At 65.8% G+C, this 20,901-nt stretch carries 11 protein-coding genes; 8 read left to right on the top strand and 3 right to left on the bottom strand.

From position 1 onward, the window contains the following. The first annotated feature begins 13 nt into the window (after positions 1 to 13). The 3 genes from NTD82_RS08095 to NTD82_RS08085 are packed head-to-tail and all read left to right on the top strand — an operon-like array spanning position 14 to position 3,595. Positions 14 to 1,921 (top strand): ATP-binding protein, encoded by a 1,908-nt coding sequence (locus tag NTD82_RS08095; RefSeq protein ID WP_262128334.1) that lies wholly within the window; start codon positions 14 to 16, stop codon positions 1,919 to 1,921. Continuing rightward, a complete protein-coding gene (locus NTD82_RS08090; RefSeq protein ID WP_095154876.1) occupies positions 1,918 to 3,243 on the top strand; it encodes a sigma-54-dependent transcriptional regulator in 1,326 nt (441 codons plus the stop codon). Before NTD82_RS08095 ends, NTD82_RS08090 begins: the two co-directional genes overlap by 4 nt. A gap of 25 nt (positions 3,244 to 3,268) precedes the next feature. Beyond that, positions 3,269 to 3,595 carry a GlpM family protein gene (locus NTD82_RS08085; RefSeq protein ID WP_262128453.1) on the top strand — a complete coding sequence of 109 codons (327 nt, stop codon included), beginning with the start codon at positions 3,269 to 3,271 and terminating at the stop codon, positions 3,593 to 3,595. Here the strand turns inward: NTD82_RS08085 and NTD82_RS08080 are convergent. Next, positions 3,592 to 4,584 (bottom strand): alpha/beta fold hydrolase, encoded by a 993-nt coding sequence (locus NTD82_RS08080; protein ID WP_262128332.1) that lies wholly within the window; start codon positions 4,582 to 4,584, stop codon positions 3,592 to 3,594. The two genes, NTD82_RS08085 and NTD82_RS08080, sit on opposite strands and share 4 nt — an antisense overlap. A 201-nt stretch (positions 4,585 to 4,785) precedes the next feature. Between NTD82_RS08080 and NTD82_RS08075 the strand changes: the two genes are divergently transcribed. Continuing rightward, positions 4,786 to 10,347: a dermonecrotic toxin domain-containing protein gene (locus NTD82_RS08075; protein WP_262128331.1), complete on the top strand. Its 5,562-nt coding sequence runs from the start codon at positions 4,786 to 4,788 to the stop codon at positions 10,345 to 10,347. Positions 10,348 to 10,508: 161 nt separating this feature from the next. After that, on the top strand, positions 10,509 to 11,426 hold the full coding sequence (metR, locus tag NTD82_RS08070) for a transcriptional regulator MetR (RefSeq protein ID WP_095154872.1): 918 nt from the start codon (positions 10,509 to 10,511) through the stop codon (positions 11,424 to 11,426). 14 nt (positions 11,427 to 11,440) lie between these two features. Here the strand turns inward: metR and NTD82_RS08065 are convergent, their stop codons facing one another. Beyond that, positions 11,441 to 11,839 carry an NUDIX hydrolase gene (locus NTD82_RS08065; RefSeq protein WP_262128329.1) on the bottom strand — a complete coding sequence of 133 codons (399 nt, stop codon included), beginning with the start codon at positions 11,837 to 11,839 and terminating at the stop codon, positions 11,441 to 11,443. A gap of 105 nt (positions 11,840 to 11,944) precedes the next feature. Between NTD82_RS08065 and NTD82_RS08060 the strand changes: the two genes are divergently transcribed. From NTD82_RS08060 to NTD82_RS08050, 3 genes are all read left to right on the top strand, one after another. Then, entirely contained in the window at positions 11,945 to 16,237 is a 4,293-nt protein-coding gene (locus NTD82_RS08060; protein WP_262128328.1) for a DEAD/DEAH box helicase, read from the top strand. Between the two features lie 69 nt (positions 16,238 to 16,306). Next, complete coding sequence (locus NTD82_RS08055; RefSeq protein ID WP_262128327.1) at positions 16,307 to 17,923, top strand: FMN-binding glutamate synthase family protein; 1,617 nt, start codon at positions 16,307 to 16,309, stop codon at positions 17,921 to 17,923. Between the two features lie 146 nt (positions 17,924 to 18,069). After that, entirely contained in the window at positions 18,070 to 19,194 is a 1,125-nt protein-coding gene (locus tag NTD82_RS08050) for an OpgC family protein (protein ID WP_262128326.1), read from the top strand. 47 nt (positions 19,195 to 19,241) lie between these two features. On the opposite strand, the gene NTD82_RS08045 is transcribed toward NTD82_RS08050, so the two are convergent. After that, positions 19,242 to 20,660 (bottom strand): amino acid permease, encoded by a 1,419-nt coding sequence (locus tag NTD82_RS08045; protein ID WP_262128325.1) that lies wholly within the window; start codon positions 20,658 to 20,660, stop codon positions 19,242 to 19,244. Between the last annotated feature and the right edge of the window lie 241 nt (positions 20,661 to 20,901).

Here is a 20,901-nt window from a genome sequence, read left to right as displayed (position 1 = left end):
TAAGGCCACTGTGATGAAATGCGATCCCACGCTCTTTCGCCCAGCCAAGCCTGCCCTTGCCGTGAAACCCCGCCTGATTCGCCAGCTCATCATTCCCCCACTGATCCTCCTGCTGACGATCGGCCTGGGCGTCGCCGGCTTCATGGTCAGCGAACACAACGGCATCCGCACCTTGAGCGACAACGGCGAGCGCCAGCTAGAGCTGCACGCGCGAACCGTCGAGAGCGAAATCAGCAAGTACACCTACCTGCCCAGCCTGCTGGAGCTGGAAGACAGCGTGTCGAAGCTGCTGACCGAACCGGATGGCGAACACCGGCAAGTGGTCAACGAATACCTCGAAGGCCTCAACCGGCGCAGCCGCAGCCGGGCGATCTTCGTCCTCGACACCAGCGGCCGGGTCCAGGCCTCCAGCAACTGGCGCGATGTCGACAGCTTCCTCGGCGAAGACCTGTCGTTCCGTGCCTATTTCCAGGACGCCGTGCGCGGCCAGCCGGGACGTTTCTACGGCATCGGCAGCACCACCGGCGAGCCGGGCTACTACCTGGCCCACGGTCTTGAAGAACACGGCAAGATCATTGGCGTCGCGGTGATAAAGGTGCGCCTGGAACCCCTCGAAGAACGCTGGCAACGCGCCCGCCTGGAAGCCTTCGTCAGCGACGAGAACGGCATCATCATCCTCTCCAGCGACCCGGCCCGACGCCTGAAGTCAGTGCGTCCGCTCAACCCGGAACTCAAGGAACGCCTGGCCCGCAGCCTGCAGTACTACTGGTTCTCGCTCAACGAGCTGCAACCGCTGGGCCGGGAAAAACTCGGCGACGACCTGGAGAAACTGACCTTCCCGGCCAACGCTCGGCTCGATGACGGCACCCATGAAGTCGCTTACCTGGCGCAGACTCGCCGTCTGGTCGACACGCCCTGGCACTTCACCCTGCTGACGCCGCTGCAGGACCTGCGCCGCGAATCGATCATCCAGGGTGTTCTGGTAGCCGTGGCTTTCGCCCTGCTGGCCATTCTCGCCATCGCCTGGAACGAGCGACGCAAGGTGATCGCCACCCGCCTGGCCGCCCGCGAGGCGCTGGAAGAAGCCAACAACCAGCTCGAACGCAAGATCGCCGAACGCACCGCCGACCTGCGCGCCAGCAACGACCGCCTGAAAGCGCAGATCCGCGAACGTCGCCAGGCCGAGCAGACTCTGCGCCACGCTCAGGACGAACTGGTGCAGGCCGGAAAACTCGCGGCCATCGGCCAGATGTCCACCAGCATCGCCCACGAACTGAACCAGCCGCTGGCCGCGCTGCGCACCTTGTCCGGCAACACCGTGCGCTTCCTCGAACGCGGCTCGCTGGAAATCGCCAGCGCCAACCTGCTGACCATGAACGACCTGATCGACCGCATGGGCCGCATCACCGCCAGCCTGCGCTCCTTCGCCCGGCGCGGCGACGACCGCGGCCAGGCCTCGCTGAGCAAGGCCGTCGAGGCTACCCTGCAAGTGCTCAACGCGCGCATCGAAGGGTGCCACCTGAAGCTGCACAGCAACTACAGCGACCAGCAACTGGCCATCGACCAGACCCGCCTGGAACAGATTCTCGTCAACCTCATCGGCAACGCCCTGGACGCCATGGCCACGGTGCCGCTGCCGCAGCTCTGGCTGGAAGGCGAGCGCCAGGACGACAAATACCGCCTGCGGGTCCGCGACAACGGCCACGGCATCGACGACGAAGCCCGCAAGCACCTGTTCGAACCGTTCTTCACCACCAAACCGGGCGAGCATGGCCTCGGCCTGGGCCTGACCCTGTCCGCCAGCCTCGCGGCCGCCGCCGGCGGCAACCTGAGCGTCGAACACCCCGCCAACGGCGGCACCGCGTTCGTCATCAGCCTGCCGCTGGTCAAAACCGCCACTGAACCCGCCGAGTCCTTATGAACCCATCGCCCCTTACCGTCCTGATCGTCGAAGACGACCCGCATGTGTTGCTTGGCTGCCAGCAGGCCCTGGCCCTGGAAGACATCGCCAGCGAAGGCGTGAGCAGTGCCGAACAGGCCCTGGAGCGGATCGGCGACGACTTCGCCGGGATCGTCGTCAGCGACATCCGCCTGCCCGGCATCGATGGCCTGGAATTGCTCAGCCGCCTCAAGGCCCGCGACAGCAGCCTGCCGGTGGTGCTGATCACCGGCCACGGCGACATCGACATGGCCGTCGGCGCGATGCGCAACGGCGCCTACGATTTCATGGAAAAACCCTTCTCGCCGGAGCGCCTGGTCGACGTGGTCCGCCGCGCGCTCGAACAACGTGGCCTGGCCCGGGAAGTGTTCGCCCTGCGCCGCCAACTGGCCGAGCGCAGCACCCTGGAAGGCCGCATCATCGGCCGTTCGCCGGCGATGCAGAACCTGCGCGAGCTGATCGCCAACGTCGCCGACACCTCGGCCAACGTGCTGATCGAAGGCGAGACCGGCACCGGCAAGGAACTGGTCGCGCGCTGCCTGCACGACTTCAGCCGGCGCCAGTCCCAGCCTTTCGTCGCGCTGAACTGCGGCGGCCTGCCGGAAAACCTGTTCGAAAGCGAAATCTTCGGCCATGAGGCCAACGCCTTCACCGGCGCGGGCAAGCGGCGGATCGGCAAGATCGAGCACGCCAATGGCGGCACGCTGTTCCTCGACGAGGTCGAGAGCATGCCGATCAACCTGCAGATCAAACTGCTGCGGGTGTTGCAGGAGCGCACCCTCGAACGCCTCGGCTCTAACCAGAGCATCGCCGTGGATTGCCGGGTGATCGCCGCGACCAAGTCCGACCTCGACGCCCTCGGCCAGAGCGGCCAGTTCCGCAGCGACCTGTACTACCGCCTCAACGTCGTCACCCTGGAACTGCCGCCGTTGCGCGAGCGCCGCGAAGACATCCTGCAATTGTTCGAACACTTCCTCCAACTGTCGTCCCTGCGCTTCGACCGCGAGGCGCCGCAACTGGACAGCCAGACCCTGTCGCGCCTGATGAGCCATGACTGGCCGGGCAACGTGCGCGAACTGCGCAACGTCGCCGAGCGCTTCGCCCTCGGCTTGCCGGCGTTCAAGAAGAGCGGCACCAGCCCGTCCCAGGGCGTGGGCTTTGCCGAGGCGGTGGAAGCCTTCGAGCGCAACCTGCTCAGCGACGCGCTGCAACGCACCGGGGGCAATCTCAGCCAGGCCAGCCAGGAGCTGGGCATGGCCAAGACCACCCTGTTCGACAAAGTGAAGAAATACGGCCTCGGCTGACAAGGCGGAAAACCACATGGACCTGATACTCAAAGCCTGTCTTGGCGCCGCCGTGGTGGTGATCCTCGCAATGCTGGCCAAGACCCGCAATTACTACATCGCCGGGCTGGTGCCGCTGTTTCCCACCTTCGCCCTGATCGCCCACTACATCGTCGGCAGGGGCCGCTCGCTGGACGACCTGAAGACCACCATCGTGTTCGGCATGTGGTCGATCATTCCGTACTTCGTCTACCTCGCGGCGTTGTATTTCCTCGTCGACCGCCTGCGCCTGGAAGCCTCACTGGCCCTCGCCGCGCTGGCGTGGCTGGTGGCGGCGGCGATTCTGGTGAGTGTCTGGGTACGCCTTCATTAACGTTGGGCGAGATGCCTGAAATCATTGCGGTGCGCCTGTAAATACGGCAGCACCGCCGCCAGCAACGCGGCCTTGAACGGTTCCTGGAATCGGTGGGCCAACCCGGGAATCAACGCCAACTGGCTGCCCTGGATATGCGCCGCCAGGTGCACCCCGTGCATCACCGGCAACAGCGGATCGGCGGTGCCATGCACCACCAGCGCCGGCACCCGCAGGCGGTTGAGCAACTCGACCCGGCTGGGTTCGGCGAGGATCGCCATGATCTGGCGCTTGACCCCTTCGGGGTTGAACGCGCGGTCGTAGGACACCGCCGCCTGTTGCAGCAACGCCTGACGATCATCCTGCACCCGCGGGCTACCCAGCGCCGCCAGCAGGTCCGCCTGTTGCTCGATCGCCACCTCGCGGTTGGGCGCGCCGCGCCGCGCCAATTGCTGGATCAGCGCCGCGCTTGGCGCCGGCAGGCCCTGGGCACCGGAACTGGACATGATCAGCGTCAGGCTCTCGACCCGCTCCGGCGCCATCGCCGCCAGGTGCTGGGCGATCATCCCGCCCATGCTCACGCCCAACACATGAAAGCGGCTTTCGCCGAGATACTGCATCAGCTCCAGGCCGTCCTCGGCCATGTCTTCGAGGGTGTAGGGCGCACTCACCGACAACCCGAGGCGATAGCGCACCAGTTCGTAGGTCAGGCTGGCATCGGCGGGCGGCCGGTTCCAGCGCGACAGACCGACATCGCGGTTGTCGTAGCGGATCACCCGGAAGCCTTGGCGACACAGGGCCTCGACCACTTCATCAGGCCAGTGGATCAACTGCCCGCCCAGCCCCATGACCAGCAACAGCGCCGGGTCGGTGCTGCGCCCGACACTCTGGTAGGCCAGGCTGACCTGCTTCAGCTCGGCCTGCTCGACCGGCGCATGGACGTCGCAACGCGGCGCGGCGAACGACGGAAAGGCGCTCAGCAGCGCCAGGAGAAATAAATACAACCGCATGGAAAAACACCGAAAACGAAATCCCCAGTAGAGCGCGAGTGTGATGATGTTTGTGCCGGCGCGCTGCCACAGTTCCGTGACAATTTCATGAACCTCGCCGAGCGGATACCTATGTACCGCCCGTCCTTCCCCGGCTTGACCTCAAATCCGCCGACCACAGCGCCAGTACGGCCTGTTTTCGCCGAGCCCGAGGTAAACCCGATGCCCGCCCCAGACCACGTCGACACCTTGACCGTGATCGACTTCGCTTTTGAACAGAATCTCGACGCCCCCCTCCCCCACGATGAAAACCTGTTTTCCAGCGCCTCGGCGCGTTGGCACGAATGCCGTAAGCACATGCTCGAGCTGTTCAGCGAGCTTCCCGCAATCCGTGGCGCGATCAGGCAACAGATCACCGAGCGTTGGGGCCTGGACAGCGATCTTGCCGGCCTGCGCTTCCACACCGGTCAGCGCCTGTGCCTTGATGAAGCCGCCGTATTCGTCCTGCAGTTTCCGCTGGATCCGACCCTGAACCAGCCCAGTGACGTCTTTGGCTTGCCCACGGATCACCCGCTGCATGGCCTGTCGCCAACGGCGCTGCTGGAGACACTCAAGACCCTGGAACTCACCAGCAGCCTCAACAGACAGTGGATCGTCTACTGGAATGGCCGGGCGCCCGGCACCCCGCTGTCCCGGCGCAGTTGGGCGGCGCGGCAGTACCACGCGCACTTCCAGGCGGCCTGCGATCTCGCCGTGGCCGATGGCACGCTGACCGCACGCCAGTGGCAAGCGCTACAAACGGCGCTGCCGCGCCCCGATACACCAGCCGTGTCCAGCGGTTTCGAGACGCTGCAACTGGTTCTGGCCGATGGCAGCAGGCTCAGGCTGCCGGGCGCGCTGGTCATCACCGTCGCCAGCGAGGGCACCGACCACGTGCTCTACCTGCCGTCGTACACCCCCGCGCTACAGGTGTTTGCCGATCGGGCAGCGATGGAAAGCGAGCTTCTGCACCGCCAGCGCCTGCTGTGGTCCTATACCAGCAACGAGCTGCGACCGCGCAACACCATCGACTACCAAGTCCAGGACGCGCCGCTGGATGCCGCCTTCCGGCAATTGATGGGGCATCTGCGGGCTGGCTATCTCACTCCCCTGCAACAAAACAGCGACGCCGCGCCGGCGGCCACCGCGAGCGCCCCCCTTGCCGCCGTCGACGCCTACGACAACGCGCGAGCGAGCAACACCCTGTTCGCCGAACCGCCGCTGTTTCACTCGCAGGCCAACGCTGCCGACGATGGCGAATCCCCTCGCCACACCGACTTTGGCAACCTGTACCAGGACATCGCGCTCAGCACCCGCCTGGGCATGGTCAAACAGCAACTGCGGGCCTTCGAAACCCTGGCAGGCGAGCAGGACGACCCTGATTCGCCAACACTGCAATCGCTCAGAGAAACGCTCAACGCCCTGTCCATGGCGCAGAGCCGCGCCGACAGCGCGGCCTCTTCGTTACTCGACACCGCCTGGCTACACGAATTGCGCAGCCGGGCCCAGGACGCCTACGCCGACCTGAAACAGGCGCGCCAGGACGGCCTGCGCGCCGAGGCCGCTCTCCAGCACGCCATGAAACAGCTCGGCGACGACGAGTGGCACATGCTCGAAGCGCTGCTCCGCTCACCCACCGCGGCGCAGCGCGGCATCCCGGTGGTTGCGGCCGCGCTGACCCTGCAAATGACCGGCGACGACCAACAGATCACCTCACAACCGCTGGACGGTGTGCTGGTCATCGCCCACGGCACCGAGGCCAACACCGTCGTGACTGACCGTCCGCTGTTGCTGTTCTGGCCTGGCAGCGCGGGCGGCTTGCAGCAGTTCGCTTCAGTGACGGCGCTGGAGCGGGAATTCTTCAAGCTGTCGGCGAGCGACGACGCCCGCAAGCTGCTGCTCACGCCCTTGGTCGGGGACGCGTTCGACTATGGCCTGCAACGCCAACTGGCCGCTTGCGAACAGGCCGCGCTCGAACTGCGCCAGCGCTTTGCCGCAAACGATGAAGCGCAGTACCAGAGCGCACGGGAGGAACTGCGGCGCACAGTCCTCGATGAACTGAACGTCCCGGTCAATACCGCTCGCGACCTGGCCTATGAGCGCTTCCTTGAACAAAACCGATCCCTGGCCCTGAACCGCGGACAACCCGAATGGCTGCGTCAGTTGGCGCCTTCCGAACGTCAGTCATTCAGGGCCCTGATCAAGGCCTGCGTCCCTGCCGCGCGACGCTCCCAAGCCTTGCTGGAACGCGAACTTCCCCGCCGCGAGGACTTCGCCACGCGACAGGTCACGGCCCGCCTGATCCGCGATTTCGCCCTGGGCAGCGCCGTGCAGGTTCATCTCGACTTGCCCGATTCGACCCAGTTCGTAAGGGAAGCGATTGCAGGATCAGGCGCCCCGGGGACGCCGCTCACGCTCGTCCTCAAACCCAGTAAAAGCAGAAGCCTGATAAGCCTCCAGGAACTGGCCCTGGGCAACATCGACCACAGCATGTCCAACCGCCTGCAGTTCATGGGGCTGGTACTCACGGAGGGTGACTCCGCTGACCAGTCCACGCTCGCCTCCGGCCTGGATGCCATATACCTGCGCCGCTTCGTCAGCGAACTGGACCTCGCCGGGCGTTACGAGCAACGCATTCGCGATGCCTTGCTGGGCGCCGCGGACGCGCCCCTTTTCCATCAGCAATACCGTCAGGAATGCTTGCTGGCGCCTATCCGGCTGATGCTGGCGATTCGCGGCGAAGCGGCCCGGCACCAGCGCCATATCACCCAGGCCGGGCATGAACTCCTGTCGCTGACCATCGATGCCAGTTCAAGCGAAGCGTTCAATACCGGCGGCAAACGCGTCAGCCTGTTGCCGGCGATGCTGATGCCGGGCGGTGAGGACACCGGCGATCGCAATACGCCGCTGTCCGGCGTGACGTTCATCCACGAAAGCGTCAGCGGCCTGACCCTGCTGTATTTGCCTGACTGCCCTGACGCGATCTTCCTGCGCCAATACGACAGCCTGGAAAGTGCGCGCATCGCGCTGTTCAACCTGGCGTTCGACAGCAGCATCGCGGCGTACCTGGCCGACCGGGCGCTGGAGGGCGAGGTGGACTACCACGTCAGCCGTATCAACGAGGCCTGCGTTCGTCATTTCGACGGCTTGATCGGTATCGAGCAGGCCTGGCCGGCCACGACGTCGCTGGCGGCGCTGCAACTCAACGCGCACCTGGGCCGCCTGATCCAGGCCCACCGCAGCACCTCGCGCTCCAACCGGGAACTGCGCCTGGAGCTGGCCGCGCTGGAGAGCGGGAGGGTTTTCGACTACATCAAAATGGCGCTGGGCGTGCTGCCTTTCGCGGGCACGGTGATCGCACTCTATGACGCCTGGACCAGCGCCAACCGGGCCGTGGCGGCCTTTCTCCACAACCAGGTCGCCGAGGGCCTGGAGGCGCTTGAATCGCTCCTGCAATCGCTGATCGACGCCGCCATGGACCTGCTGCCCGGCGCCAGCCTCAAACCCGGCCCGGCACGTGCGCGGATCCACCAACGGCAACTGAAACAACTGGTCGCCAGCGGCCACTTGCATGCCGCGCCGGGCGGGCGTCGACGTACCGCCGTGGATCGCTTCAGCGGCTACGAATACGCGGGGGAGCTGTCACTGGTCGGCCTGACGCCAGGCACCGAGGGTATCTATCGCGGTATCTACCGCCACACCGAAGGCACGTTCATCCTCAACAGCGGCCGGGTTTATCCGGTGATATTCGATGCAAGCCGGCATACCTGGCGCCTGACCGGCAAAGCCAACTCCGCGTACAAACAGCCGGTTGCCCTCGACGGTTTTGGCAACTGGGACACCCACGGCGCGCTCTACGGCGTCAATATCATCAGCCCCGCAGCCGGGGGCGGCGCCGCGCTGGGGCATTTGGCCGAATTCGCCGACCCGCTATGGCCTGCGGCCATCCGCCGACACCTGCCACGCTGGTGGACCGACCCGGTCCTGCGTCGCCAGCAAGCCCTCAAAATCAGCGCCGACCGGAGGCTCTACGAACTGCAAAACCTCAACTCGGGCACCCAGGCGCAGCAGAACCGCTTCAACCAGACAGTCGACCCGGAGGCGCGCAACGCGCTGACCATCGAATTGCGCGCCCGCTACCTGAAGGAAAGAGAAATCGCCACCGAGCTGTACCCCGACCTCGAGGCACTGGTCCAGTTGAGCACCGGCAACAATCGGACCCGCCTGAAGGGGCTGCAAAGCCGCGTTGCCTGGCTGCAGGTCGATCGCAGGCTCAACGAGCTGAACATCATCAAACCCAAGGCGCTGGCGCATCTGGAGCGAATCGATGCGATTGGCAGCGAGATAGAATCCACCCCCGTCATGGACATCCAGCGCCACCTGCAGCTCTTGCAACAACGCAAACAGGTGCGCCTGAAACTGGTGAAGAAACTCGACGAAACCAGCAGGGTGATGCAAGAGGTCGAGGCCTGGAACAAGCGCATCACCGTGGCCGAACAGCGTGCCAACGTGCAGGAAGACGTAGAAGTCGTGCAGCAGAAATTCAGCCAGGCCACCACCGAGCTCCTGAAGGTCGGCAACTACCTGGAAATCGTCAACCGTTACGAAGCCGCCATCGATGTTTCCTGGATCCTGCTCCAACGGGGCATCGCCGGAAGCCGAAGCCGGCTTGACCGTGCACTGAACAACCAGCTCCATCTGACGGAGGTGCGCGCCAGTGCGACCCAGCGCGAGCGCGTACTTCAGGACTGCCACGCAACCTACCAGAACTATCACCGCGACTTTCTGGCCTGGAACGCCAGCTACCCGCAATTCTTCGATCAGCCCCATGTCGAGCCGTTCCTGGAAGGCCTGCGCCATATCACTGAACTGGCCGAACGCTGGAGAAAGAAGTCCGCATTCCCGACGCAGACGCGCCAACCCGGCCCGGCGCAACCCGCGCGTCGACTGTTCGAAACCGAGGACAACCAAGTGCTGATGGGGATCGAGGAGCATGCCGACAGGCAGCGGCGCATGACCATTCCCGGGATCAACAACAACACCGAAATCTATGTCGAAGGCGCGCAAGGCCGCTGGCGCCTGGAAAATCCCAGGCCCGCGCCCGCGAGCGCGCCCAGTGACCTCAAGCAACTCATGCGCGAAGCCCGGGAGCGCCTGGACAACCTCCCCGCCTACACCGCCAAGGTGCAGGGTTACGCCCGCCAGAACATGTTGCCGGTAGACCTGGAACACCTGCTGGTCAGCGAAGCCGGCGAGCTTCGCACCCGCGCCACGCTCATCGCCGAACAGGACCCGCAGGCGCCGCTGCTCGACACACTCCGGGCCAAGGCGGATGAGCTGGTGACACAAGGACGGGAACTGCGCATCCGTCAGACGCTGGCGAGCAAGACCCCGAGCGAAGGGATGCTGGACTACCTGCTGGAGCACCAGTCGGTGGACATCATCAAGGTCGGCGAAATGACTCAAATGCCCAAGCGCGCCGAGGGCCGTGCCGAATACCTGCTGGAGTACGAAATACGCGACCTGACCCGCACCCCACCGTGTCCCCTGTGGTACGCGCACTTTCACTACACCTCGGCGAATCCGGGGTTCGCCAGCTTCGCCAAGGCCCACCTGAAGATTCCTGAACAACGCCGCCGTGGTCTGCAATGGCAACAAGGCCAGGGCGAGTCGGCGGAACGGATCTGGCGCGGAGATATCGGCAAGGTGCTGGCGCACAAGCACTTTGCCGCGCTGTTCGACTGATCGACGGCACATCGCCAAAACCCGAAGCCGGACCGTTGCAGAGCGGTCCGGCTTGCTGGCGTCTCACTGGCGCCTACAACGTTGTGGTCGACAGCCTGCTCATCATGAGACAAACTCAACCAATTCGACTTTCACTCAAATATTACTCATGGAGAAGCCGGGTGCTCGAAATCCGCCACCTGAAAACCCTGCACGCCCTGCGCGAGGCCGACAGCCTGGTCGATGCCGCTGACCGCCTGCACCTGACCCAGTCGGCACTCTCGCACCAGTTCAAGGAACTGGAAGAGCGCCTGGGCATGCAATTGTTCGTGCGCAAGACCAAGCCGATCCGCTTCACCAGCGCCGGCCTGCGCCTGCTGCAACTGGCCGACGCCACCTTGCCGCTGCTGCGCGGCGCCGAGCGCGACATCGCCCGGCTGGCCGGCGGCACCGCCGGGCGCCTGCACATGGCGATCGAGTGCCACAGTTGCTTCCAGTGGCTGATGCCGACCATCGACCAGTTCCGCGATGCCTGGCCGGAAGTCGAACTGGACCTGGCCTCGGGCTTCGCCTTCGCCCCGCTGCCGGCCCTGGCCCGCGGCGACCTCGACCTGGTGGTGACGTCCGACCCGGTGGACCTGGCCGGGATCACCTACGTTCCGCTGTTCACTTACGAAGCCATGCTGGCGGTAGCCAACCAGCATCCACTGGCGAGCAAACCCTATGTGGTGCCGGAAGACCTGGCCACGGAAACCCTGATCACCTACCCGGTGGAGCGCGACCGCCTGGACATCTTCACCCGCTTCCTCGAGCCGGCCGATGTCGAACCGGGGCAGGTGCGCACGGCGGAACTGACGGTGATGATGATGCAACTGGTGGCCAGCGGCCGCGGCGTCTGCGGCATGCCGCACTGGGCGCTGCACGAATACAGCTCGCGGGGTTATGTGAAGGGCAAGCGCCTCGGCGACAAAGGCCTGTTCGCCACGCTGTACGCCGCGATCCGCACCGACATGCTGGACGCACCGTACATGCGCGACTTCCTGCTGACCGCCAAGGACACCTCGTTCTCCACCCTCGACGGGGTGAGTGTGGTCAGGTAAGGCGCCCCGCCCAGTCAAACGCCTCGGTAGAGCGGCAGGATCAGGTCCCGCGTCAATGGCGCCAACACCAGCCGCTCGGCCGCCTCGGCATCCACCCACAGGGCTTCCTCGATTTCCGCGGCCGGCACCACCGCCACATCGGTCTCGACGCGGAACAGCTCGCACACTACCTCGAACCCCGGCTCATTGGCCGCCGGCGCGCTGAAATTGCCGAGATAACCGGCCTGCTCCTCGTCGATGCGCAGCCCCAACTCCTCGAACAACTCCCGCGCCAAGGCCGCCACCGGCGCCTCGCCCGCCTCGATCTTGCCGCCCGGCTGCATGAACGCCTGCGTGCCGCGCTTGCGCACCAGCAGGGTGTGCCCGCGCGGGTCGATCAACAGGGCGGCGGCGATGCGGATGGTCTTGCTCATGGCGACAGCTCACAGCGGAAAAAAGGCCGGCAAGGATCCCACGGTCATGCCGCAACTGACCAGTGGCCCCTTGCAAGCATCCAGCGCAGGACGCATAAACAGGGGATGAATCTGCCCGCCCACAACCATCCGGTGCTGGACCTCTTCCACCCGGCTGTCCGCCACTGGTTTCGCCGCCATTTCCCCACGGTGACGGCCGCGCAGGCGCAGGCCTGGCCGCTGATCCGCAACGGTGAATCGCTGCTGGTGGCGGCGCCGACCGGTTCCGGCAAGACCCTCACCGCCTTTCTCGCCGTGCTCGACGAGCTGTTCGAACAGGGCCTGGCCAACGACGGCCAATTGCCGGATGAAACCCGGGTGGTCTACGTCTCGCCACTCAAGGCGCTGTCCAACGATATCCAGATCAATCTGCAGAATCCGCTGGCCGGCATCAGTGCCGAACTGGAGCAGCTCGGTCTGCCGGTTCCCGCCATCCGCACCGCCGTGCGCACCGGCGACACCCCGCAGAAAGAACGCAGCGCCATGCGCCGGCAAGCGCCGCACATCCTGGTGACCACGCCCGAGTCGCTGTATGTGCTGCTCGGCTCGGAGTCCGGGCGCAAGGGCTTGGCGACCGTGCACACGGTGATCGTCGATGAAATCCACGCCATCGCCGGCAACAAGCGCGGCAGCCACCTGAGCCTGACCCTGGAGCGCCTGGAATCCCTGTGCGGCAAACCGTTGCGACGCATCGGCCTGTCCGCAACGCAGCGGCCGGTGGAACGTGTCGCGGAGTATCTGGTGGGCACGGGACGCTCCTGCGCGGTGGTCGACATCGGCCATGCGCGCCAGCGCGACCTGGCCATCGAAGTCCCGCCGCAGCCCCTCGGCGCGGTGATGGCCAACGATGTCTGGGAGCGCGTCTATGACCGCCTCGCGGCACTGGCCCGCGAACACCGCACTACCCTGGTGTTCGTCAACACCCGGCGACTGGCCGAGCGCCTCGCCCGGCACCTGAGCGAACGGCTGGGCCGCGAAGCGGTGGCGGCGCACCACGGCAGCCTGGCGAAAGAGGCGCGGCTGGACGCCGAACAGCGCCTCAAGCGCGGCGAGCTGCAAGTGCTGGTGGCCACCGCGTCGCTGGAACTGGGCATCGATATCGGCGAGGTGGAACTGGTCTGCCAGATCGGCTCGCCCGGCTCCATCGCGGCGTTTTTGCAGCGCGTCGGCCGCTCCGGTCACCAGGTCGAAGGCACGCCCAAGGGCCGACTGTTCGCCACCACCCGCGACGATTTGATCGAATGCGTCGCCCTGCTCGACTGCGTGCGCCGCGGCGAGCTGGACGAACTGCATGTGCCGAAGGCGCCGCTGGATGTCCTGGCCCAGCAGATCATCGCCGAGGTCAGTTGCCAGCCGTGGCCGGAACACGCGCTGCTGGACTGTTTCCGACGCGCCCGACCCTACGCCGAACTCGACGAAGCACATTATCAAGCGCTGCTGCGCATGCTCGCCGAAGGCTACAGCGGTCGCCAGGGTGTGCGCGGCGCCTACCTGCACCGCGACGCCGTGAGCGGCGAATTGCGTGGTCGGCGCGGCAGCCAACTGACCGCGCTGACCAGCGGCGGGACCATCCCCGACAACGCCGACTACGCGGTGATGCTGGAGCCGCAGGCGCTGAACATCGGCAGCGTCAACGAAGACTTCGCCGTGGAAAGCATCGCCGGCGATATCTTCCAGCTTGGCAACGCCTCATACCGCATCCTCCGCGTCGAGCCGGGCAAGGTGCGGGTCGAGGACGCCCAGGGCTTGCCGCCGAACATCCCCTTCTGGCTCGGCGAAGCGCCGGGGCGCAGCGATGAACTGTCCCGCGCCGTGGCCCGCCTGCAAGGCGAAATCGACCACTGCCTGCAAGACCACCAGGGCCGCGAACAACCCCTGCTGGACTGGCTCGCCGCAACCCTCGGCCTCGGCGCGGATAGCGCCGCGCAACTGTTCGATTACCTCGGCCGGACCCGCCAGGTCCTCGGCGCCCTGCCGTCCCAGGACACCCTGGTGATGGAGCGGTTTTTCGATGAATCCGGCGGCACCCAACTGATCATCCATTCGCCGTTCGGCAGCCGCATCAACCGCGCCTGGGGCCTGGCCCTGCGCAAGCGTTTCTGTCGCACCTTCAACTTCGAATTGCAGGCGGCGGCCAGCGAAGACGCGATCATCCTTTCGTTGTCGGCGGGCCACAGCTTTCCGCTGGAAGACGTCTGGCGCTTTTTGCCCAGCGCCAGCGCCGAGCAGGTGCTGATCCAGGCGGTGCTCGACGCGCCGCTGTTCGGCGTGCGCTGGCGCTGGAACGCCGGGGTCGCCCTGGCCCTGCCGCGCTTTGCCGGCGGCAAGCGAATCGCCCCACAGATCCAGCGCATGCGCAGCGAAGACCTGACCGCCGCGGTGTTTCCCGATCAACTGGCCTGCCTGGAAAACCTCGCCGGAGAGCGCGAAGTCCCCGAGCACCCGCTGGTGGAACAGACCCTCGATGACTGCCTGCACGAAGCCATGGACGCCGACGGCTGGCTGGCCCTGTTGCGGCGCATCGAAGCGGGCGGCATCCGCCTGATCTGCCGCGACCTGCCCGCGCCGTCGCCGCTGGCGGCGGCGATCCTCAATGCCCGTCCCTACACCTTTCTTGACGACGCCCCGCTGGAAGAGCGGCGCACCCAGGCCGTGCTCAACCGGCGCTGGAGCGAGCCGCAAAGCGCTGATGAACTGGGCGCCCTCGACCGCGATGCCATCGCCGCCGTAGCGCTGGAAGCCTGGCCGGCACCGGCCAACCGCGACGAAATGCATGAAGCGCTGATGAGCCTCGCGGCGATCAACGACGCGGAAGTGGCCGCCAATCCCGACTGGGCGCAGTGGCTGGGCGCCCTCGCCGAAAGCGGCCGCGCCTGCCACCTGCAACTGGCGGACGGCGCCGGTCTGTGGCTTGCTCGCGAGCGCCTGAACGGGCTGCTGGCGGTGTATCCGCAAGCCGAACTGCAACCCGCCGTGGCGCCGCTGCCAGGCTTCGATGCCGCGGTGGATGAAGACAGCGCCGTGCTGGAACTGCTGCGCGCCCGGCTGAGCGGTTTCGGTCCGCTGACCCCGGAACAGATCGCCGCGCCGCTGCACCTGAACCTCGCCGTCATCCAGCAGGCCCTCGCCCGCCTGGAAGGCGAAGGCTATGTCATGCGCGGCCGGTTCCACCCCGATGAACCCCGCGAGCAATGGTGCGAACGGCACCTGCTGGCGCGTATCCACCGCTACACCCTCAAGCGCCTGCGCCGGGAAATCGAGCCGGTCAGCCTGCAGGACTTCATGCGTTTCCTGTTCGACTGGCAGCACCTGTCCAGCGGCAGCCGCCTGCAAGGCAACGCCGCCCTTGGCGAAGTGCTGGAGCAATTCGAAGGCTACGCGGCGGCGGCCGGCGCCTGGGAAAACGACCTGCTGCCGACGCGCCTTGGCGACTACAGCCCGCGTTGGCTGGACGAAGCCTGTCGCGCCGGCAAATTCGTCTGGGCGCGCCTGGCCCCCAGCGGCAAAGCCGCCGCCAGCACCTTGCGCAGCACGCCGCTGGTGCTGCTGCCGCGCAGCCGCCTGGGGATCTGGCAGGGCCTCGGCCAGCCCTTCGACCTCGAAGCGCTGTCGCCGCGGGCACAGAAAGTCCACGGCGCCTTGAGCCAGCACGGTGCGCTGTTCTTCGACGAGTTGCGCGACGACGCCCACCTGTTGCCCACCGAACTGGAAACCGCCCTGCAAGAGTTGGTGGCGGCCGGGTTGGTCAGCGCCGACAGCTTCGCCGGCCTGCGCGCGCTGATCACCCCCGCCAGCAAACGCCAGGCCCACAGCAGCCGGCGCGGACGCGGGCCGCTGTTCGGCGGCATGGACGACGCCGGGCGCTGGTCGCTGCTGCGCCGCAGTGCCGCGTCCGACGACAGCGAAGCGGTCCGCGAACACATCGCCCGGACCTTGCTGCGCCGCTACGGCGTGGTGTTCTGGCGCCTGCTGGAGCGCGAAGCCGACTGGCTGCCGAGCTGGCGCGAGCTGCTGCGCACCTTCCACCGCCTGGAAGCCCGCGGCGAAATCCGTGGCGGCCGCTTCGTCAGCGGCCTGGCCGGCGAACAGTTCGCCCTGCCGGAAGCCATCGCCGTGCTGCGCGGGGTGCGCCGGCGTCCGCTGGACGGCAGCCTGGTGGCGGTCAGCGGCAGCGACCCGCTCAACCTCAGCGGCAGTTTGCTGCCCGGCAGCAAAGTCCCGGCGCTGGCCGGCAACCGGCTGCTGTATCGCGATGGCCTACCGGTCGCGGCGTTGGTGGCCGGGGCGGTGCAGTACTGGCCGGAGGTCGCGGAGGAGGATCATGCCGCGCTGCGCGACCGGTTGATTCGCGGCGTCTGACTGGCTTCATTTCCTTATCGGCTATATGGTTAACGGCTTGCCTGACCGTGCCAATACAAAGGAAACCGTATGAGCCTGTCACTTCTGAGCCGCTACGCCTTTTTCGCTGCCTGCATCCTGTTCACCCTCGCCAGCCTGCCGTTCCTGCACCATGAATGGCTCTGGCCCTTCACCCTCGCCACCGCGATTCTCAGCCTGGTCGGCCTGTTCGACCTGCTGCAGAAGCGCCATGCGGTGCGCCGCAACTACCCGATCCTCGGCAATATCCGCTACCTGGTCGAAGGTATTCGTCCGGAGATCCGCCAGTACCTGCTGGAATCCGACAGCGATGCCCTGCCGTTCTCCCGCGCGCAGCGCTCGCTGGTGTACGCGCGGGCCAAGAACGAAGGGGCGGACAAGCCGTTCGGCACGCTGATCGATGTCTATCAGTCCGGCTTCGAGTTTATCGGCCACTCCATGCGCCCGGCGCCGCTGAGCGATCCGTCGGCGTTCCGGGTCATCGTCGGTGGGCCGCAATGCACCCAGCCGTATTCGGCGTCGGTGTTCAATATCTCGGCGATGAGCTTCGGCTCGCTGAGCGCCAATGCCATCCGCGCGCTGAACCTCGGCGCCAAGCTGGGCAACTTCGCCCATGACACCGGCGAGGGCAGCATCAGCCCCTATCACCGCGAACACGGCGGCGACCTGACCTGGGAACTGGGCAGCGGCTATTTCGGCTGCCGCACCGCCGACGGCCGCTTCGACCCCGAGCGCTTCGCCGAACAGGCGCGCAACCCGCAGGTGCGGATGATCGAAATCAAGATGAGCCAGGGCGCCAAGCCCGGCCACGGCGGCATCCTGCCCAAGCACAAGGTGACCGAGGAAATCGCCGAGACCCGTGGCGTGATGATGGGCGAGGACTGCGTTTCGCCGTCGCGGCACAGCGCCTTTTCGACGCCGATCGAGATGATGCATTTCATCGCTCAACTGCGCGAACTGTCCGGCGGCAAACCGGTGGGCTTCAAGTTCTGCCTGGGCCATCCGTGGGAATTCATGGGCATCGCCAAGGCGATGCTGGAAACCGGCATCCTGCCCGACTTCATCGTCGTCGACGGCAAGGAAGGCGGCACCGGCGCGGCGCCGGTGGAGTTCACCGACCATATCGGCGTGCCGCTGCGCGAAGGCCTGCTGTTCGTGCACAACACCCTGGTCGGGCTGAACCTGCGCGACAAGATCAAGCTCGGCGCCAGCGGCAAGATCGTCAGCGCCTTCGACATCGCCAGCGTGCTGGCCATCGGCGCCGACTGGGCCAACGCCGCGCGTGGCTTCATGTTCGCCATCGGCTGCATCCAGTCGCAAAGCTGCCACACCAACAAGTGCCCTACCGGCGTCGCCACCCAGGACGGTCTGCGCCAGCGCGCCCTGGTGGTGCCGGACAAGGCCCAGCGGGTGTTCAATTTCCACCGCAACACCCTCAAGGCCCTGGCCGAAATGCTCGCCGCCGCCGGCCTCGACCACCCGGCGCAACTGGAGGCCAAACATCTGGTGCGGCGCAAGTCCGCCACCGAGATCAAGCTGTTCTCGCAACTGCATGTGTTCCTCAAGCCGGGCGAGTTGCTCAGCGGCGAGGTCAGCGGCGAGTTCTACCAGCACATGTGGGCGATGGCCCGGGCGGACAGTTTCGAGCCGAACGCCGAGGCCGCCTGAGAGACATTCGGTAACACGCCGTCGTTGCAATATCCGGCAAAACTCCCCACCCTCCGCGCCACTGATCGGCAAAGGTCAGCGGCGCGGAACCGCAGATCGCCTGCGCTGATCCTCTACTGAAACACCCTTCTTCAAGAGCCTTCATCATGATTAACGGGCGCGATCACCGGATCGACTTTTTTCGAGGGCTGGCGCTGGTCTTCATCTTCTGGGACCACATCCCCGGCAACCCGCTGGCCAACCTCACCGTGCGCAATTTCGGCTTCAGCGATGCGGCGGAAATCTTCGTGTTCCTCGCCGGCTACGCCGCGGTGCTGGCCTACGGCAAGGTGGCGCTGCGCGACGGCTGGGTCGTCGCGTGCGTGCGCATCCTGCGCCGCGCCTGGGTCCTGTATGTGGTGCACATCTTCCTGTTGGTGTTGTTGATGGGCATTGTCTTCGTCGCCAACAACCACGTCGAAACCCGCGACATGATCGAAGAAATGGGCCTCTATTATTTCCTCGGCAATCCGCAGCAGGCGCTGGTGGACGAGTTGCTGCTGCGCTTCAAACCTAACCTGATGGACCCGCTGCCGCTGTACATCCTGCTGTTGCTCGGGTTGCCGTTGGTGCTGCCGTTGATGCTGCGCCGGGCGGAATACGTGGTGGGCTTTTCGGTGGCGCTGTACCTGATGGCGCCGATGTTCCAGTGGAACCTGGCGGCGCAGGAAGGCGGGGTGTGGTTCTTCAATCCGCTGGCCTGGCAACTGCTGTTCATTCTCGGCGGCGCGGTGGCGATTCATTCCCAGCGCGAGCACACGCCGGAGCTGCGGCCGGTGTGGCGGCAGCCGTTGTTCATGGTCGCGGCGGGCTACTTGCTGTTGTGTGCGCTGATCGCCTTGTCGTGGCGCTGGCCCGACGTGCACGACGCGTTCATGCCGAAGGTGCTGGCCGAGTGGCTGTACCCGATCAGCAAGACCAACCTGTCACCGGCGCGACTGCTGCACTTCCTGGCCCTCGCCTACTGCACCGCACGTTTGCTGCCCGCAGGCGCATGGCTGGAAAACTGGCTGGCGCGGCAAAGCTGCCGGATGGGTCGGTATTCGCTGGAAGTGTTCTGCTTCGGCGTGCTGCTGGCGCCGCTGGCGGACATGGCCAACGCGCTGGGCGATGAACACTGGTCGATGCAGGTGTTCAGTGCACTGGTGGGGGTGGGATTGATGATGCTGCTGGCGGTGTGGCTGGACTGGAACAAACGGCTGACGCGGGTGGTGCCGGCCCCCGCAGCCTGATCCGTGCAGGAGCGCCCGGACCAGCGCGCTCCTGCAGGTTTTCGATGTTATGAGGCCGGGCGTACCAGCCCGCCTTCTTCACCCTTCGGCGCCAGCTTGAACCCGTAATACAGGGCCGTCAGCAACACCAAGAACGCCGGGCCGATATACAGCGCCACGCGGGTGTCTTCGAAGTACGCCATCAAGCCCACCACCAGCATCAGGAACGCCAGCGCCAGATAGGAGCTGAGCGGCCACAGCCACATGCGGTATTGCAGGCGGTCACGCTCGGCGTCGCTCAGGCCGGCGCGGAATTTCAGTTGCGCCAGCAGGATCATCGCCCAGGTCCAGATCGCGCCGAAGGTGGCAATCGAGGTCACCCAGACGAAGACTTTTTCCGGCACCAGATAGTTGGCCAGCACACCCAGCAGCAAGGCGGCGATGGACAGCAGCAGCGCATTGCGCGGCACGCCGTTGCGCGAGGTGCGGGCGAAGGCGGCCGGGGCCTGGCCGTTCTGCGCCAGGCTGTAGAGCATGCGCCCGGTGCTGAAGATGCCGCCGTTGCAGGACGACAGCGCGGCGGTGATTACCACGAAGTTGATGATGCCGGCGGCGGTCTTGATGCCGAGGCGCTCGAACGTCATCACGAACGGGCTGCCCTGGCTGCCGATTTCGTTCCACGGGTAGATCGACAGGATCACGAACAGCGCGCCGACGTAGAACAGCAGGATGCGCCAGAACACCGAGCCGATGGCCTGGGGGATGGTCTTCTGCGGGTTGCGCGCTTCACCGGCGGTGAGGCCGATCATTTCCACGCCGAGGTAGGCGAACATCACCATCTGCAGCGACATCAGCACGCCGGTCACGCCGTTGGGCATGAAGCCGCCGTTGCTCCACAGGTTGCCGATGCCCAGCGCGACACCGTCGTTGCCGAAGCCAAAAGCGATGACGCCGATGCCGCCGATGACCATGGCTATGATGGTGACGATCTTGATCAGGGCGAACCAGAACTCGAACTCACCGAAAGCCTTGACCGCGATCAGGTTGATCGCGCCCATGCTGCCCAGCGCCGCCAGGGCCCAGATCCAGCGCGGTACATCGGGGAACCAGATGCCCATGTAGATGGCCACCGCGGTGATTTCCGCGACGCAGGTCACCAGCCACAGGAACCAGTAGTTCCAGCCGGTCAGGAAGCCCGCCAGCGGGCCGAGATAATCTTGCGCGTAGCGGCTGAAGGACCCGGCCACCGGGTTGTGCACGGCCATTTCGCCGAGCGCCCGCATGATCACCAGGATCGCCAGGCCGCCAATGATGTAGGACAGCATGATCGCCGGACCGGCCATTTCAATGGCCTTGGCGGAACCGAGGAACAGGCCGACGCCGATGCAGGCGCCAAGGGCCATGAGGCGAATGTGGCGTTCGCCGAGTTCCCGTTTGAGTGGACCGCCCTGGACGGTCTCGGCAGGAGAAGGGTTGCCGACTGGCATGGTGATACAACCTCATTTTGTTATTGGATATGAGCAATCACGCAGGCAGGCGCATCGCCGGTAGGCAGGACGCGGTGCCTCGCCGGGCTCGACCTTGTGGGTGAGCCCGTCCGCGGGCAGTCAAGGTGCCGGCAGAGCGAAAGGGCCAGCAGTATAGGGAGGCGAATGCAGGTGTTTTCACTGTAAACAGCGGGATATTTGGCGGGAAGTCTCGGCCAGAACAGCTTTTGTGGAGTGGCTT

The organism is Pseudomonas sp. 5P_5.1_Bac1, from assembly GCF_025466015.1.
Lineage (GTDB): Bacteria > Pseudomonadota > Gammaproteobacteria > Pseudomonadales > Pseudomonadaceae > Aquipseudomonas.
Note: the sequence above shows the minus strand (reverse complement) of the source record. Positions and strands in the feature narration are given on the sequence as shown.

Bases quoted from the DNA above. Each gene is read 5' to 3' on its own strand.
- NTD82_RS08060 (WP_262128328.1), top strand. From the start codon at position 11,945: ATGAATCTGCCCGCCCACAACCATCCGGTGCTGGACCTCTTCCACCCG.
- NTD82_RS08095 (WP_262128334.1), top strand. From the start codon at position 14: ATGAAATGCGATCCCACGCTCTTTCGCCCAGCCAAGCCTGCCCTTGCC.
- NTD82_RS08080 (WP_262128332.1), bottom strand. From the start codon at position 4,584: ATGCGGTTGTATTTATTTCTCCTGGCGCTGCTGAGCGCCTTTCCGTCG.
- NTD82_RS08090 (WP_095154876.1), top strand. From the start codon at position 1,918: ATGAACCCATCGCCCCTTACCGTCCTGATCGTCGAAGACGACCCGCAT.
- NTD82_RS08050 (WP_262128326.1), top strand. From the start codon at position 18,070: ATGATTAACGGGCGCGATCACCGGATCGACTTTTTTCGAGGGCTGGCG.
- NTD82_RS08055 (WP_262128327.1), top strand. From the start codon at position 16,307: ATGAGCCTGTCACTTCTGAGCCGCTACGCCTTTTTCGCTGCCTGCATC.
- NTD82_RS08065 (WP_262128329.1), bottom strand. From the start codon at position 11,839: ATGAGCAAGACCATCCGCATCGCCGCCGCCCTGTTGATCGACCCGCGC.
- NTD82_RS08045 (WP_262128325.1), bottom strand. From the start codon at position 20,660: ATGCCAGTCGGCAACCCTTCTCCTGCCGAGACCGTCCAGGGCGGTCCA.
- NTD82_RS08075 (WP_262128331.1), top strand. From the start codon at position 4,786: ATGCCCGCCCCAGACCACGTCGACACCTTGACCGTGATCGACTTCGCT.